The sequence below is a fragment of the Streptomyces sp. NPDC093261 genome (genome assembly GCF_044753645.1).
Classification (GTDB): Bacteria; Actinomycetota; Actinomycetes; order Streptomycetales; family Streptomycetaceae; genus Streptomyces.
Genome location: NZ_JBIVNO010000002.1, coordinates 102,804 through 118,343, shown reverse-complemented (window position 1 = coordinate 118,343; position 15,540 = coordinate 102,804). Strand labels below are relative to the sequence as shown.

Sequence of the window (15,540 nt, the reverse complement as noted above, 5' to 3'; positions counted from 1 at the left end):
CTCCGATCACGTACCCATGGTGCGACTCCGCGCACGCCTCAGGGGACCCCGAAAGCACGCTACCCGGCCCCGAAAGCGTGCCGCTTGCCGTCGGAAGCCGACCTCACCGCCCCGGAGGTGGGGTTTCCCCCACCGGATCGCGGCGGCCCGCCTCATGGTGTCGCGGCGGGCGGCACGGCACGCTGAACGACATGACCGAACGAGGCCGGCAGATATGACCGAACGCATGACGACCCACGGCGTCCGGGACCGCGGCGAGCACCCGCCGCCCGCGCGTTTCGCCCTGGACGGGCACACCTGGCGGGAAATCGCGTATCTGCTCACGAACCTGCCGATGTCGCTGGCGGGGTTCATCTACGTGGTGACGGTGCTGTCCACGGGAGCGGGGCTGACGGTGACTGTGATCGGTCTCCCGTTGGTGGCGGCCGGGCTGGGGGGTGCGCGGCAGCTCGGCAGGCTGGAGCGGGCACGGGCCGGGGCGCTGCTCGGGGTGCGGGTGGACGAGCCGACACCACTCCGCTTGCTCAGAAGAGGCGGGCTGTTCCAGCGGCTGTGGACGGCGCTGAAGGATCCCGTGGGCTGGCGGACCATGTTGTACGGCTTCATCCGGCTGCCATGGGGGATCCTGACCTTCACGGTGACGTTCGTGTCGCTGTTCCTGCTGTGGCCGGTTCTTCCGTTCCTGGCGCGCGGGCTGACGAACGTCGACCGGGCGATGGCGCGGGGCCTGCTGTCCCCCTCCGACGAGTTGGAGCGGCGCATCGCCGAGCTGGAGTCCGACCGCGGGGTGGTCGTGGACACGGCGGCAGCCGACCTGCGGCGCATCGAGCGCGATCTGCACGACGGGGCACAGGCCCGGCTGGTGAACCTGGCGATGGGGCTCGGACTGGCCAAGGAGAAGCTGCTGGAGGACCCGGACGAGGCGGCGGCGATGGTCGAGGAGGCGCACGGCGAGGTGAAGCTGGCGCTGCAGGAGCTGCGGGACCTCGCGCGGGGCATCCATCCGGCGGTCCTGACCGACCGGGGCCTGGACGCGGCGCTGTCGGCGGTCGCCACCCGCTGCACGGTGCCGGTCAAGGTGACCGTGGATCTGGCCCGAAGACCGGCCGCGGCGATCGAGGGCATCGCCTACTTCACGGTCTCCGAGCTGCTGCAGAACGTCAGCAAGCACAGCGGGGCGAAGTCGGCCTCCGTCGATGTGTGGCAGGCGGAGGAGCGGCTGCTCATCCAGGTCCAGGACGACGGTCGCGGCGGCGCCCGCCTCGACGGGGGTACCGGCATGGCGGGGCTGGCGGAGCGGCTGGGCGCCGTCGACGGCCTGTTCGTCGTGGACTCCCCGGCGGGCGGTCCGACGACGGTCACGGCGGAACTGCCGTGGCGCGACCGAGAGGACGAGGCAACCGGACGGTAGGGGCACCCGCGATCTGTGGAGGCAGAAAGCGGTCGTACGTGACAGCGTGCGGGCCGCTTCTGCCGTCACACGAGGGGTTCGGGTGCGCCCGCCGTAGAAGGTGGGGAAAACCCCCGCTCCAAGAGGCCGATGGGCTCCATGGTCGGACGGGCGCGGAACCGGGAGTGTGGAGCCACGAACCCGGAGACAGCCGAGCAGGCCGACCACACCGGGCTGGACGACGAGGGGAACGGACGACACCGATGGCCACGTACTACGGGCAGGGGTACGGAGAGTGGGACGACCCGGCATCCCCGGGCCCCGGAAGGCAGCCGCACCGGCTTCCGGTCGTGCTGCGGGCGCCGTTCGAGGCGCGCAGCTGGAGTGAGTTCTGCTATCTGCTGCTGAGCCTGCCCCTCGGGATCCTGATGTTCACCTACAGCGTCACGATGCTCTCGCTCGGCGCCGGTCTGCTGGTGACGTTCCTCGGGATACCGGTGCTCGCGGCGGCCCTCGCGGGATGCCGGGGCTTCGGAGCCCTGGAGCGGGCGCGGGCCCGGGGACTGCTGCGGCTCGAGGTGGCCGATCCGGAGCCCCTGATGATGAAGCGGCGGGGGCCGATGGCCTGGATCGCGGCGATGCTCAGGAGCGGGGTGTCGTGGCGGCACGTGCTGTACACGGCGCTGCAGTTCCCCTGGGCGGTCTTCTCGTTCGTCGTGGGGGTCACTTTTTGGACGTCCGGATGGACGCTGCTCACCTATCCGCTGTGGTTCTGGGTGTTCCCCATGTACGGCGGTCAGGGCGGGCTTCAGCTGTACGGCGACGAGACACACAGCGTCTACCTCGACAACCCGTTCGAGATCATGGTGACCGCCCTGGTCGGTCTGTTGATCACGCTGGCCACACCGTGGATCGTCCGGGGGCTGACGACCGTGGACCGGCTGCTGGTGCACGGGCTCCTCGGGCCGTCCCGCCTGGCCACTCGGGTGGTGGAGCTGGAGTCGGACCGAGGCGTGGTGGTCGACACGGCGGCGGCGGACCTCCAGCGCATCGAGCGGGACCTGCACGACGGGGCGCAGGCCCGGCTGGTGGCGCTGGCCATGGATCTGGGGCTGGCCAAGGAGAAGCTGGCACAGGACCCCCGGGCGGCGGCGCAGATGGTGGAGGAGGCGCATGGAGAGGTCAAGACGGCGCTGCGGGAGCTGCGGGACCTGGCGCGCGGGATCCATCCGGCGGTGCTGACGGACCGGGGGCTGGACGCGGCACTGTCGGCGGTGGCCTCTCGGTGCACCGTGCCGGTGAAGGTGGAGGTGGACCTGCCGTCGCGGCCGGCCCCGGCGATCGAGGGGATCGCGTACTTCACGGTGTCGGAGCTGCTGCAGAACGTCAGCAAGCACGCGAGGGCGTCGCGGGCAACGGTGGACGTGTGGCGGGCGGAGGAGCGGTTGCTGCTGCAGGTGGTGGATGACGGGGTGGGAGGCGCGGACGCCTCCAGTGGGTCGGGGCTGGCCGGGTTGGCCGGGCGGCTCGATGCGGTGGACGGGATTCTGGTGGTGGATTCGCCGACCGGGGGGCCGACCAGAATCACCGCCGAGCTGCCATGGCGATCGTCCTGACCGTCCGCACCGCCCCCAGCAGGACACCGGAACTCCAGCACGCCTCCGCGCGCAACGCCTGAACCCACCCGGCCCACGACACGACACCTGCGGAACCCCCACCCAGTACCGCCCTGCCCCACCACGCACCCGCCTGCCTCACCGCCGACCTGCCGTCCCGCCACACCCCTACCCGCCTCCCTGACCCACCGCCCCAACGCCCAGCTCACCGCCCCGACCTACCGCCCCGCCCCTACCCGCCTCCCTGACCCACCGCCCCAACGCCCAGCTCACCGCCCCGACCTGCCGCCCCGCCCCTACCCGCCTCCCTGACCCGCAGCCCCAACGCCCAGCTCACCGCCCCGACCTGCCGCCCCGCCACTACCCGCCTCCGTGACCCGCAGCCCCAACGCGTCCCCACTCCCATGCCTCATCGACCCACCTCACCCCCGGCCGACCCACCCCCTCGACGGCACGAAAGCGACCCTCAACACGGCCGCGGGAGTCTTATCCACAGGCCCGATGTGGAAGTGTGGATCGCGCGATACTGAGGTGCCGAAGGGGGCCGGACGTCGGGAGTCCAGGACACCGCCGGACGCGCAGACGCACGGCCGAAGACGAAGGGCACGGGGGGCCGAGGATCGTGGAGGACAAGGTGCGGGTGGTCATCGCCGAGGATTCAGTGCTGCTCAGGGAGGGCCTGACCCGGCTTCTGACCGACCGCGGACATGAGGTCGTCGCCGGCGTCGGGGACGGGGGCGCGCTGATCAAGACCATCACCGAGCTGGCGGACCGGGGCGAGCTGCCCGACGTGGTGGTGGCCGACGTCCGGATGCCTCCCACGCACACGGACGAGGGTGTCCGGGCCGCGGTCCAGTTGCGCAAGGCGCACCCCGGGCTCGGTGTGCTGGTGCTGTCGCAGTACGTGGAGGAGCGATACGCCACCGAACTCCTGGCCGATTCCAGTCGCGGTGTGGGCTATCTGCTCAAGGACCGGGTCGCCGAGGTGCGCGAGTTCGTGGACGCCGTGGTGCGAGTGGCCCAGGGGGGTACGGCACTGGACCCGGAGGTGGTCGCACAGCTCCTCGGGCGCAGCCGCAAGCAGGATGTGCTCGCCGCGCTCACTCCGCGTGAGCGGGAGGTCCTCGGCCTGATGGCCGAGGGACGGACGAACTCCGCGATCGCCCGACAGCTGGTCGTGAGCGACGGAGCCGTGGAGAAGCATGTCAGCAATATCTTCCTGAAGCTCGGCCTGGCGCAGAGCGACGGGGATCACCGGCGTGTTCTGGCCGTGCTCACGTACCTCAACTCCTGATCGACTGACACTCTGTCAGGCAACGGGACGCTCAGGCGCGGACCCGACGGCCTGTCGGGGCCGGAGCCGGACTCCGGCGCGGCCTCGCGGCACGCCCCGGACGTACCAGCACCGCAGTGTGGACAGGGAGCGTCCTCGAAAGCAGCGCCGGGAGGCGGATACAACATGGCACATCAGGTCGTCGGAGGGCCCCTCGGTGGTGTCCACCGTGCGAGATACCGAGGGAAGGCGACCCTTACCGACGTAGGGTTGATTCCGGGAGGGCCGACGGGACGGCCGCGCCCAGACAGCTGCCTCGAAGGAGGTCCAGTTCAGTGACCAGCCAGGTCAGCAGGACAACGGAGCAGGCCGACGGAGCCGTCGTAGGAGAACAGCGCAAACCGGCGGGCACGAAGGATGTGCGCAAGCTCGACCGAGTGATCATCCGTTTCGCGGGCGACTCCGGTGACGGAATGCAGCTCACCGGTGACCGCTTCACCTCGGAGACGGCGTCCTTCGGCAACGACCTGTCCACCCTGCCGAACTTCCCGGCCGAGATCCGCGCCCCCGCCGGCACCCTGCCGGGCGTCTCGTCCTTCCAGCTGCACTTCGCCGACCACGACATCCTGACCCCGGGCGACGCGCCGAACGTCCTGGTGGCCATGAACCCGGCCGCCCTGAAGGCCAACGTCGGCGATCTGCCGCGCGGCGCGGAGATCATCGTCAACACGGACGAGTTCACCAAACGGGCGATGCAGAAGGTCGGCTACGCCGCCAGCCCGCTGGAGGACGGCACGCTGGACGGCTACAGCGTCCACCCGGTGCCGCTCACGACGCTCACCGTCGAGGCCCTCAAGGAGTTCGACCTCAGCCGCAAGGAGGCCGAGCGCAGCAAGAACATGTTCGCGCTGGGCCTGCTGTCGTGGATGTACCACCGGCCGACGGAGGGTACCGAGAAGTTCCTGAGATCGAAGTTCGCGAAGAAGCCGGACATCGCGGCCGCCAACATCGCCGCCTTCCGCGCCGGCTGGAACTTCGGCGAGACGACGGAGGACTTCGCGGTCTCGTACGAGGTCGCACCGGCCGCCAAGGCCTTCCCGGTGGGCACGTACCGCAACATCTCCGGGAACCTGGCCCTGTCCTACGGCCTGATCACCGCCTCGCGCCAGGCGGACCTGCCGCTGTTCCTGGGCTCCTACCCGATCACCCCGGCCTCGGACATCCTGCACGAACTGTCCAAGCACAAGAACTTCGGCGTGCGGACCTTCCAGGCCGAGGACGAGATCGCCGGTATCGGCGCCGCGCTGGGTGCGGCGTTCGGCGGTTCGCTCGCGGTGACCACGACATCCGGCCCCGGTGTGGCCCTCAAGAGCGAGACCATCGGGCTCGCGGTCTCTCTCGAGCTGCCACTGCTGGTCATCGACATCCAGCGCGGCGGGCCGTCCACCGGCCTGCCGACCAAGACCGAGCAGGCCGACCTCCTCCAGGCGATGTACGGGCGCAACGGCGAGGCGCCGGTTCCGGTGATCGCCCCGCGCACCCCGGCCGACTGCTTCGACGCGGCCCTGGAGGCGGCCCGCATCGCGCTCACCTACCGCACCCCCGTGTTCCTCCTGTCCGACGGCTATCTGGCGAACGGGTCCGAGCCCTGGCGCATCCCCGAGCTCGACGAGCTGCCGGACCTCCGGGTGCAGTTCGCCCAGGGCCCGAACCACACGCTGGACGACGGCACCGAGGTGTTCTGGCCCTACAAGCGCGACCCGCAGACCCTCGCCCGCCCCTGGGCCATCCCGGGCACACCGGGCCTGGAGCACCGCATCGGCGGCATCGAGAAGCAGGACGGCACGGGCAACATCTCCTACGACCCGGCCAACCACGACTTCATGGTGCGCACGCGCCAGGCGAAGATCGACGGCATCGGGGTACCCGACGTGGAGGTGGACGACCCGCACGGCGCGCGGACCCTCGTCCTCGGCTGGGGGTCGACCTACGGTCCGATCACCGCGGCGGTACGGCGGCTGCGCACGGTGGGCGAGTCGATCGCGCAGGCTCATCTGCGGCACGTCAACCCGTTCCCGCGGAATCTCGGCACGGTTCTGAAGCGTTATGACAAAGTGGTGATCCCCGAGATGAACCTCGGTCAGCTCGCCACGCTCATCCGGGCGAAGTACCTGGTCGACGCCCATTCGTACAACCAGGTGAACGGTATGCCGTTCAAGGCCGAGCAGCTCGCCGCGGCTCTCAAGGAGGCCATCGATGGCTGAGACGACCATGGAAGGCACGGATACGATCGAGGCGCTTTCCCTCGTCCCCAAGGCTGTGGCCAGGCAGTCCATGAAGGACTTCAAGTCGGACCAGGAAGTGCGCTGGTGCCCCGGCTGCGGCGACTACGCGATTCTTGCCGCGGTCCAGGGCTTCATGCCGGAACTGGGCCTGGCCAGGGAGAACGTCGTCTTCGTCTCGGGCATCGGCTGTTCGTCGCGCTTCCCGTACTACATGAACACGTACGGTATGCATTCCATTCACGGCCGTGCGCCCGCGATCGCGACAGGACTCGCCTCCTCGCGTCGCGATCTGTCGGTGTGGGTGGTGACCGGGGATGGCGACGCGCTGTCCATCGGCGGCAACCACCTCATCCACGCCCTGCGCCGCAACGTCAACCTGAAGATCCTGCTGTTCAACAACCGGATCTACGGGCTGACCAAGGGCCAGTACTCGCCCACCTCAGAGGTCGGCAAGGTCACCAAGTCGACGCCCATGGGCTCGCTGGACGCGCCCTTCAACCCGGTGTCGCTGGCGATCGGCGCCGAGGCGTCCTTCGTGGCCCGTACGGTCGACTCCGACCGCAAGCACCTGACCGAGGTGTTGCGCCAGGCCGCCGCCCACCCCGGCACCGCGCTGGTGGAGATCTACCAGAACTGCAACATCTTCAACGACGGCGCCTTCGACGCCCTCAAGGACAAGCAGACCGCCGAGGAAACGGTGATCCGGCTGGAGCACGGGCAGCCGATCCGGTTCGGGCCGGAGGGTTCGCGCGGTGTCGTCCGGGACATCCGCACCGGTGATCTGAGGATCGTCCCGGTCACTCCGGAGAACGAGGCGGAGGTCCTGGTCCACGACGCCCACGCCGCCTCCCCCACGACGGCGTTCGCGCTGTCCCGGCTGGCCGATCCGGAGACCCTGCACAACACCCCCATCGGCGTCTTCCGCTCGGTGGACCGGCCCGTCTACGACGCGCAGATGGCCGACCAGCTCGACACCGCCATCGAGCAGAACGGCAAGGGCGACCTGGCCACGCTCCTGGCGGGCGGGGACACCTGGACGGTGGTCGGCTAGCACAAAGCCGGCCGGCTGTTCTACGAGGCCTGGGCGCTCTGCGTCCGGGCCTCGTCGTATGCCCGGCGGGAACGCTCGACGTCGGGGATGCGCTGCTGCGTCCACAGCGCCAGCGCCCGCACCTGCTCGGCCGCCTCGCGGCCCAGGTCGGTCAGGGAGTAGTCGACCCTCGGTGGGATCACGGGCTTGGCGTCCCGGTGCACGAGACCGTCCCGTTCCAGGGTCTGCAGCGTCTGGGTGAGCATTTTCTCGCTGATGCGGCCGACCCGTTCGATCGCCCGGCGCAGCTCGCTGAAGCGGTAGGGGCGGTCGAGCAGCTCGATCAGGACGAGGACGCCCCAGCGGCTGGTGACGTGCTCCAGGACGAGCCGGTAGGGGCACAGCGCCGCGTCGGCGTCCCTTGAACGGACCGCCGGGGCGCTGGAGGAGGGCGAGGCACTTACCGTCACGCCAGTACCTTACTTCAAAGTGGGTACTTTCCATCAGTTAGTGCCGCTCCTAGGGTGAGTGTCAGACACACCCCACAAGGAGATCCCGTCATGAGCATCGTCGTCACCGGAGCCACCGGACACCTCGGCCGCCACGTGGTGGAGCAGCTGCTGGAGAAGGTGCCGGCCGACCAGATCACCGCCGTCGTCCGCATCCCCGAGAAGGCCGCCGACTTCGCGGACCGCGGGGTGCGGATCGCGGTCGCCGACTACAACGCTCCCGAGACCTTCGACGGCCTCTTCACGGCCGGCGACAAGGTACTGCTGATCTCCGGCAACGAGTTCGACAAGGGCCGGGTCGGCCAGCACAAGGTCGTCCTCGATGCCGCCAAGGCGGCCGGGGTCGCGCTGTTCGCCTACACCAGCGCCCCCGGCAGCCTGACGGCCACCCTGGCCGACGACCACCGGGCCACCGAGCGGCTGATCCTGGAGTCGGGCGTGCCGTATGTGCTGCTGCGCAACGGCTGGTACCACGAGAACTACACCGAGAACCTGGCCCCCGTCCTGGAGCACGGCGCGGTCACCCAGGCCGCCGGCGAGGGCCGGATCGCGTCCGCCTCCCGCGCCGACTACGCGGCCGCCGCCGTCGCGGTGCTGACCGGCGAGGGCCACGAGAACGCCACCTACGAGCTGAGCGGCGACACCGCGTGGAGCTTCGCCGAGTACGCCGCCGAACTCAGCCGGCAGACGGGCAGGGAGATCGCCTACAACGCCGTCCCGCTGGACGTCTACAGCGGCATCCTGACCGGCGCCGGACTGCCCGGCCCTCTCGCCGAGATCCTGGCCGGCGTGGACGTCTCCATCGAGAAGGGCGAGCTGGCCGTCACCACCGGCGACCTCTCCCGCCTGACCGGCCGCCCGACCACCCCGGTCGCCGAGTCGATCACCGCCGCGCTCAAGGGCTGACCCTTCCCCGGCGGGCTCGATCATCGCGGCCTCCGCCTGTCATGACCGTATGGCGATACGGGTATGACCGGCGGGGGCGCTCGCGTTACCTTCTTGAAGGTTGCATCAACCAGTCGAGCGAGTGAGGAGAGCCCGTGGCCGAGAAGTCGAAGGGCGAGCGGCGGACAGGTCTGCTGAACGGCTTCGCGGCGTACGGGATGTGGGGGCTCGTCCCTCTCTTCTGGCCGCTGCTGAAGCCCGCCGGGGCGATGGAGATCCTGGCCCACCGGATGGTGTGGTCACTGGTCCTGGTCGCTCTGGCGCTGCTGGTGATGCGGCGCTGGGCATGGGCGGGCGAGCTGCTGCGGCAGCCCCGCAAGCTGGGGCTGATCACGATCGCGGCGGCGGTCATCACCGTCAACTGGGGCGTGTACATATGGGCCGTGAACAGCGGCCATGTGGTGGAGGCCTCGCTCGGCTACTTCATCAACCCGCTCGTCACCATCGCGATGGGCGTGCTGCTCCTGAAGGAACGGCTGCGGCCCGTCCAGTGGGTGGCGGTCGCGGTCGGCTTCACCGCCGTGGTCGTGCTGACGGTCGGGTACGGCCGTCCGCCGTGGATCTCCCTGTGTCTCGCCTTCTCCTTCGCCACATACGGGCTGGTGAAGAAGAAGATCGGCCTGGGCGGCATCGAGTCGCTGGCCGCGGAGACCGCTGTGCAGTTCGTCCCGGCGCTCGTCTATCTGCTGTGGCTGTCGGCGCAGGGCCGGTCGACGTTCACCTCTCAGGGCGCCGGGCATGCGACGTTGCTCGCCGCCACCGGAGTGGTCACCGCGCTCCCCCTCGTCTGCTTCGGTGCCGCCGCGATCCGGGTGCCGCTGTCCACGCTCGGTCTGCTGCAGTACCTGGCGCCGGTCTTCCAGTTCCTGCTGGGCATCCTCTACTTCCATGAGGCGATGCCGCCCGAGCGATGGGCGGGCTTCGCGCTGGTCTGGATCGCGCTGGCCCTGCTGACCGGGGACGCGCTGCGCACGGCTCGCGCGGCGGCGCGCGCGCTCAGGAGCCGGTCCGCGGTGCAGGCCTCCGCGCCCACGGCCGCCGGGACCGTGAGCGCGCCTCGGAAGCCGGACAGCGTGGCGGCCGGTCCCGATCCGGTGGACGCCACGCCGTAGTCCAGGGCGGCCGGCTCCTGCCGGAGCCAGAGGTTCCCCCCAGGACGCGGCCTGCCGCCTACGGAACCCTTGCTCCCCGACAGGCCGCCGCCCCTCGGGTCACTGGACGCCGGCCGGCTCTCCGCCGGTGGCGGCGCGGGCGCGCTCGGTCAGACGGCCCATACGGGTACGGGCGCGCTCCAGTTGCTCGAGGTCGTTGGCGGCGGGGCCCGGTGCGGCGGCGACGTCGCCCCACACTCCGATCAGCTCGCGGCCGAGGTCCAGGCTCTGGAGCGGATCGCGGACGGCACGCCAGGCGGCTGCCGCGCTCTGCACGTTTTCGTAGGCGCCGCGCGCGTCGCGCATACGGTGGCGGAGCCGGGCGAGGTCCAGCGAGAGGCGGAACGAGCGCAACGGGTCGTCGGCGAGGTAGGCCGCATAGGCGGTGAGTTCGCGCAGGCGCAGTACATCGGGGTGGTCGGCGCCGAGGGTTCGGAAGGCCCCGGCGAGGGTTCGCTCGGCCGTCTCGACGGCCTCCGCGATCCGGCCTTGCTTCACGGCCTCGTGGATCCGGGCCAGGGGTCCGGCGAGGGGCCCGCCCATGTCCGGGTCCGGCGCGAGTACGGCCTCGGCGACGGAGTCGAACTCACGTACCGGCGCCTCCTTGGTCTCCGCCTCGACCGCGACGACGGGAACAGCCCGCGGGGCCGGGGCGGGCTGCCACCCGGGCGGGGAGTACGACTCGGGACCGGGCCCGAAGTCGGGCCCCGCCGTCTGCGGCTCGTCCGGCCCGGTCGCAGGCGCCGGCCAAACGGGCGCGGTCTCGGCGGTCACCTGCGGGAGGCCGAGGGCTCCCACCGGGGAACCGAAAGTTCCCGTCGGGGGGCCGAAGGCTCCTGTCGGGGTCTGGACCGTGCCCGGAGGCACGGCCGCGGACCCGGCCGCCGGCCACTCCTGGGCCAGTCCGGACGTCGCGCTGATCAACGGCTCCTGCTCCGGCACCGCTCGCACCATGCAGGTCGCGACGGCACCTCCGGGGCTCACGGGGGCGTCCACCGCGCAGGAGGCGGGAGCTTCCTCGATGGCGGAAACGGGGGCGTCCACCATGGCGGCCGCGTCGGCTTGGTGAGCGGACGTCTCGAGCGCGTCCACCCGCATCGGCTCCCCCGTGAATTCGCTCGACCCGTCGACCAGCACCCGGACCGGTACCACATACCCGATCCGCTCGTCACGGACGGCCGCGAGAACCGGGTGGCCCGTGGCGAGGGCGAGACGGTGGAGGTGGTTCAGAACGGCCTGCTGTACCGGCTCCCCCGGTGCCGCGACCACCGGCATCCCGCCGACGGTCGCCCCGGTCCCGGCATCGGCAGCCCCGTCCAGCGCCCCCATCGGAACATGGACCTGGATCGGCGCCATCCCGGACTCCGTTCCCTCCGTGGACGCGGCCACGTCGGCGGAGCGTTCCCGCTCGTGTTCGCGGCTGAGTCGAGACATCGTTCCCCTCACTCGGGTCGGCCGGTCGAGGAAAGGACGGCGACGGAGGTGCCCACGACGACGAGCACACGGCAGGCAAGCGTACGCGGGCAGGACGGGACGGAGCCTCCCCTACGCGCCGTACGCGCCGTGAGCCTCTGACTCGTCATCCTTCCCTCCTCACCTGGCCCGGCCACGGTGCCGTATCGGCCTACGTGAAGTCTGTGGCCGCCATACGCTCCTGGCGTCACCGCAGCGTCACAGACCTGTCCCAGGACCTGTCCCAGGACCCCGACCAGCCCCGACCCGCAGCGACACCGCGCTCCTGCTCGACGCCGGCCTCGCGGCGACGGGCATCGTGATCCCCGGGCGGTCAGGCGCCCGCAGCCAGCCGGCCTTCTCAGACAGACAACGCCCTCAGACGGTCGCCCCTCCGACAGTCGACGGCCCGGACACTCGCCCCGCAGACAGACCACGGCCCCAGGCACTCGCCCCCCAGACAGACCACGGCCCCCGACACTCGGCGCTCAGGCAGTGATGTCCTTCGTCGTGAACCGCGCCCAGGCCGCCGAGCCGAAGACCGCCGCGTACAGGGCCTGGAGGCCGAGGTTGCGGACCAGATCGTCCCAGTACACCGGGTCGCGCATGAGGTCCGCGAAGGACATCCAGTAGTGCGGGAAGAAGTACGGCTGGAGCGCGTGCAGTTGGGGGACCTGGTCGAGGATCTGCACGGTGATCACCAGGCCGACCGTGGTCGCCATGGCCGCGATCCCGCTGTTGGTGAGGGTGGAGACGAACAGCCCCAGGGCCGCCAGGCCGGTCAGGGACACCGCGACGGTCAGCGCGATGAGCAGGGCACGGCCCAGGCCGTCACCGAAGCCGATGCGGGTACCCGAGATCGTCGTCAGATCGCCCAGCGGGAAGAGCAGGGCGCCCACCGCGAGCGCCGAGAGCGCGACGACAAGAGTGGCGAGCAGACAGAAGGCCAGCGTGGTCGCGTATTTGACGAGGAGGAGGCGGGTGCGGCCCGCGGGGGCGACCAGGAGATAGCGCAGTGTGCCGGAGTCGGCCTCGCCCGCGATCGCGTCGCCCGCGATGACACCGACCGCCATCGGCAGGAAGAACGGGAGCGTCACGGCGAGCGCGGTGAAGACCAGAAACAGGCCGTTGTTGGTGATCTGCGCGATGAACGCGGGGCCACCGTCGCCGCCTCGTCCGCCGGCACCGGAACCGCCGCCCGTCTCCACCTTCACGGCGATCCCGACCAGGACCGGTACGGTCGCCAGCACGGCCAGCAGCGCGAGCGTGCGCCACCGCCGCACGGTCGTCACCAGTTCGCTGCGCAGCAGTCCGAGGGACCACAACGGGTTCTGTCTCCGCGGAACCCGGATCCGGACCGGCCCCGCCCCCTCAGCCTGCGACATCGAATCCCTCTCCCGTCAGCGCCACGAACGCGTCCTCCAGGGAGGCCCGTTCGACACCGAAACCGCGGACGCGGATTCCGGCGGTGACCAGCGCGGCGTTCACGTCGGCCGGTTCGCCCTCCGGGGGATCCCCCGTCACCCGGCCCTCCCCCACGACCACGTCGGCGACACCCTGTTCCTTCAGAACGCGGGCCGCCTCCGTCACATCCGGGGTGGTCACGACGAGACGTCCGCGTGCCCCGGACGCCAGGTCGGCCACCGCGCCCTGCGCGATCAGCCGGCCCTGCGCCATCACGGCGGCGTGCGTGCAGACCTGTTCGATCTCGTCGAGCAGATGGGAGGAGAGGAAGACGGTCGTGCCCTCGGACGCCAGTTCCCTGACGAGGGAGCGGATCTCGCGCATGCCCTGCGGGTCGAGGCCGTTGGTCGGCTCGTCCAGGACGAGGAGGCGGCGGGGCTGGAGCAGGGCGGCCGCGAGCCCCAGGCGCTGTTTCATCCCCAGGGAGTACGCCTTCGCCTTCTTGCCGGCCGCCGCCGTCAGACCCACCCGGTCCAGCGCGGCCTCGATGCGTGCGCGCCGGGTGCGCGGGTCGGCGGTGGGGTCGGCGGAGTCGTAGCGCAGGAGGTTGTCGCGGCCGGAGAGGAATCCGTAGAGCGCCGGGCCCTCGATGAGGGCGCCGACGTGCGGGAGCACGGCGCGCGAGGCGCGGGGCATGGACCGCCCCAGCACGCGCACCGTGCCCGACGTGGGCTCGATCAGGCCCATCAGCATGCGGATGGTGGTGGTCTTGCCCGAGCCGTTGGGCCCGAGGAAGCCGAAGACGCTTCCCGCCGGGACGGTCAGGTCGAGTCCGTCCACGGCGAGCTGCCCGCCGCGGTAGCGCTTGGTGAGGGCGCGGGTGGCGATGACCGGGGCCTGCCGGGCCTCCGGGTCGCCCACCGCCGCCCCGGAGCCCTGCGACTCCCCCTCCGCGGCGGACAGTTCCTCCATGGACTCTCCTGCTCCAGCCATCCGTGCCGTGCGGGGTCTACTTCCCCGCGTCGGCCGCCTTCACCAGCGCGTCCTTGGTGACCGCGCCCGCGTACACCCTGCCGTCGTCGGTGATCAGGGCGTTGACCAGGCGGGTCGAGAAGACCGTGCCCGAGCCGAACTTGCCCTTGACATGGTCGCCCAGGGAGCCCAGGAAGCCGGCGACCGCGCCGTCCTTGGACGCGCCGTCCTTGGACGCGCCGTCCTTGGACTTGGCGTCCGTGGGCAGGCCGCCCTTGCTGCCACTGTCGAGGACGACGATCGTGTTCCAGCCCTCGCCGATGGTTTTGGGCTCGGCGCCGGGTGCCGCCTTCTCGGAGCCCCGCGCCGCCTTCCCGTCGCCGTGCGCCGACTTCTCGGTGCCGTGGGATCGCGCTGCGCCCTCGTCCTTCAGGTCGTCGCCCTGGGTGACCTTCGTGCCCTTGGGCGGGGTGAAGGTGAACGTCGACGCGGCCGGCCTGCTGAACGACACCTGGGTGAAGCCGGCGTCGACGACGGCCGCGCCGCCCGACGCCGGGGTCAGGGTGAACTTCAGCGGGAGCCCGGTCTTCGCGTCGACCGCGATGCTGATGGCGCCGACCGTCGTGCCCGACTGCTTGGGCCGGATGAGCAGCTTGTAGGCGTCCCGGCCCGCGACCTGGGCGGTGCCGTCGACCGTGACCGACGTCGTCTTGCCGGCGGCCTTGAGGGCCTGCTCGGCCAGGTCCTTCGGCGTGGCCGGCACGTCCTCGGGCGCCGCCTTCGCGCCCTTGTGGTCACCCGCGCCGGTCGAGTGGTACGCCTCGTTGGACGCGCTGTCGTAGGCCCACACCTGGTCGCCGTTGCGGATGACGCTGTACTCGGCGGCCTTCTCCAGGAGGGAGACCTTCTGCTTGTCCTGGCCGTCGGCGGCGACCCGCACGGTGTGGGTGCCGGAGGCCAGCTCCAGCAGCTTGGCGCTCGGGTCCGCGGCCGAGCCGCCCTTGCCGCCCGCGCCCTGCGAGAGCGCGCCCGAGGTGAGGCTGTTCTCCAGACCGCCCAGGTTGGGCAGGCCGAGGTCCGTGCTGATCTTCACCGTGCCGGACATCTGCTGGACGTCCGACTTGGCGATCTTCTCGATGAGCTGCTGGGCGCTGATCTTCGGCAGGTCGGGGTCGCCGGATCCCGCGAATGCCGGGACGAGCCCGATGGTCGCGGCCGCCACTCCCACCACCGCGGCCGGGACGACGTACCGTGCGGCGGTGCGCCGCCCGTCGCGTACGTCCTCGGCCTCGCCGGCGTGCGTGCTGCCGTCGGATTCGTACGGTGCCATGTGTGCCTTACCTCCGTCGTCGGCGGCGGCCTACCGTCCGTGCCCTGGCCCACCCCTGTGCCGCCATTCTCACCCGAACTCCTTTGAGGTGGTGTCTCCCATCTGACCAAATCGGCCCGGCGGAAGCGTCAGACCGCGGGCCCAACTCCGCGTAATCCTGGGGTATGACATCGCGGGACGGCG

12 protein-coding genes are annotated in these 15,540 nt (G+C 70.9%); 7 read left to right on the top strand and 5 right to left on the bottom strand.

The annotated features are described in order from the left end of the window. Positions 1-214 precede the first annotated feature (214 nt). The 5 genes from ACIP94_RS06885 (at position 215) to ACIP94_RS06865 (ending at position 7,615) form a co-directional block, all read left to right on the top strand. The gene (locus tag ACIP94_RS06885) at positions 215-1,411 is read left to right on the top strand and encodes a sensor histidine kinase (RefSeq protein WP_402420653.1); all 1,197 of its coding nucleotides are present in this window, start codon (positions 215-217) and stop codon (positions 1,409-1,411) included. A gap of 242 nt (positions 1,412-1,653) precedes the next feature. Then, complete coding sequence (locus tag ACIP94_RS06880) at positions 1,654-3,006, top strand: sensor histidine kinase (protein ID WP_402420650.1); 1,353 nt, start codon at positions 1,654-1,656, stop codon at positions 3,004-3,006. A 634-nt stretch (positions 3,007-3,640) separates the two neighbouring features. Then, on the top strand, positions 3,641-4,300 hold the full coding sequence (locus tag ACIP94_RS06875; RefSeq protein WP_402421712.1) for a LuxR C-terminal-related transcriptional regulator: 660 nt from the start codon (positions 3,641-3,643) through the stop codon (positions 4,298-4,300). 314 nt (positions 4,301-4,614) lie between these two features. After that, positions 4,615-6,543, top strand: a complete 1,929-nt coding sequence (locus ACIP94_RS06870; RefSeq protein WP_402420647.1) for a 2-oxoacid:acceptor oxidoreductase subunit alpha — start codon at positions 4,615-4,617, stop codon at positions 6,541-6,543. After that, entirely contained in the window at positions 6,536-7,615 is a 1,080-nt protein-coding gene (locus tag ACIP94_RS06865; protein WP_402420644.1) for a 2-oxoacid:ferredoxin oxidoreductase subunit beta, read from the top strand. Before ACIP94_RS06870 ends, ACIP94_RS06865 begins: the two co-directional genes overlap by 8 nt. A gap of 20 nt (positions 7,616-7,635) precedes the next feature. On the opposite strand, the gene ACIP94_RS06860 is transcribed toward ACIP94_RS06865, so the two are convergent. Next, positions 7,636-7,998 carry a winged helix-turn-helix transcriptional regulator gene (locus ACIP94_RS06860; protein WP_402421709.1) on the bottom strand — a complete coding sequence of 121 codons (363 nt, stop codon included), beginning with the start codon at positions 7,996-7,998 and terminating at the stop codon, positions 7,636-7,638. A 156-nt stretch (positions 7,999-8,154) separates the two neighbouring features. Here ACIP94_RS06860 and ACIP94_RS06855 point away from each other — a divergent pair, with 156 nt between their 5' ends. Both ACIP94_RS06855 and rarD read left to right on the top strand, forming a co-directional pair. Further along, positions 8,155-9,009, top strand: coding sequence for an SDR family oxidoreductase (locus ACIP94_RS06855; RefSeq protein WP_402420642.1), 855 nt, complete (start codon positions 8,155-8,157; stop codon positions 9,007-9,009). Positions 9,010-9,206: 197 nt separating this feature from the next. Next, a complete protein-coding gene (gene rarD, locus ACIP94_RS06850; RefSeq protein WP_402421706.1) occupies positions 9,207-10,160 on the top strand; it encodes an EamA family transporter RarD in 954 nt (317 codons plus the stop codon). A gap of 99 nt (positions 10,161-10,259) precedes the next feature. On the opposite strand, the gene ACIP94_RS06845 is transcribed toward rarD, so the two are convergent. From ACIP94_RS06845 to ACIP94_RS06830, 4 genes are all read right to left on the bottom strand, one after another. Beyond that, entirely contained in the window at positions 10,260-11,633 is a 1,374-nt protein-coding gene (locus ACIP94_RS06845) for a hypothetical protein (RefSeq protein WP_402420639.1), read from the bottom strand. Between the two features lie 506 nt (positions 11,634-12,139). Next, positions 12,140-13,036: an ABC transporter permease gene (locus ACIP94_RS06840; protein ID WP_402420637.1), complete on the bottom strand. Its 897-nt coding sequence runs from the start codon at positions 13,034-13,036 to the stop codon at positions 12,140-12,142. Next, positions 13,023-14,027, bottom strand: a complete 1,005-nt coding sequence (locus tag ACIP94_RS06835; protein WP_402420634.1) for an ABC transporter ATP-binding protein — start codon at positions 14,025-14,027, stop codon at positions 13,023-13,025. The genes ACIP94_RS06840 and ACIP94_RS06835 overlap by 14 nt, the downstream gene beginning before the upstream one ends. Before the next feature lie 37 nt (positions 14,028-14,064). Next, entirely contained in the window at positions 14,065-15,357 is a 1,293-nt protein-coding gene (locus tag ACIP94_RS06830) for an outer membrane lipoprotein carrier protein LolA (protein WP_402420631.1), read from the bottom strand. Positions 15,358-15,540 lie beyond the last annotated feature (183 nt).

Bases quoted from the DNA above. Each gene is read 5' to 3' on its own strand.
- ACIP94_RS06885 (WP_402420653.1), top strand. From the start codon at position 215: ATGACCGAACGCATGACGACCCACGGCGTCCGGGACCGCGGCGAGCAC.
- ACIP94_RS06880 (WP_402420650.1), top strand. From the start codon at position 1,654: ATGGCCACGTACTACGGGCAGGGGTACGGAGAGTGGGACGACCCGGCA.
- ACIP94_RS06865 (WP_402420644.1), top strand. From the start codon at position 6,536: ATGGCTGAGACGACCATGGAAGGCACGGATACGATCGAGGCGCTTTCC.
- ACIP94_RS06855 (WP_402420642.1), top strand. From the start codon at position 8,155: ATGAGCATCGTCGTCACCGGAGCCACCGGACACCTCGGCCGCCACGTG.
- rarD (WP_402421706.1), top strand. From the start codon at position 9,207: ATGTGGGGGCTCGTCCCTCTCTTCTGGCCGCTGCTGAAGCCCGCCGGG.
- ACIP94_RS06845 (WP_402420639.1), bottom strand. From the start codon at position 11,633: ATGTCTCGACTCAGCCGCGAACACGAGCGGGAACGCTCCGCCGACGTG.
- ACIP94_RS06840 (WP_402420637.1), bottom strand. From the start codon at position 13,036: ATGTCGCAGGCTGAGGGGGCGGGGCCGGTCCGGATCCGGGTTCCGCGG.
- ACIP94_RS06835 (WP_402420634.1), bottom strand. From the start codon at position 14,027: ATGGAGGAACTGTCCGCCGCGGAGGGGGAGTCGCAGGGCTCCGGGGCG.
- ACIP94_RS06830 (WP_402420631.1), bottom strand. From the start codon at position 15,357: ATGGCACCGTACGAATCCGACGGCAGCACGCACGCCGGCGAGGCCGAG.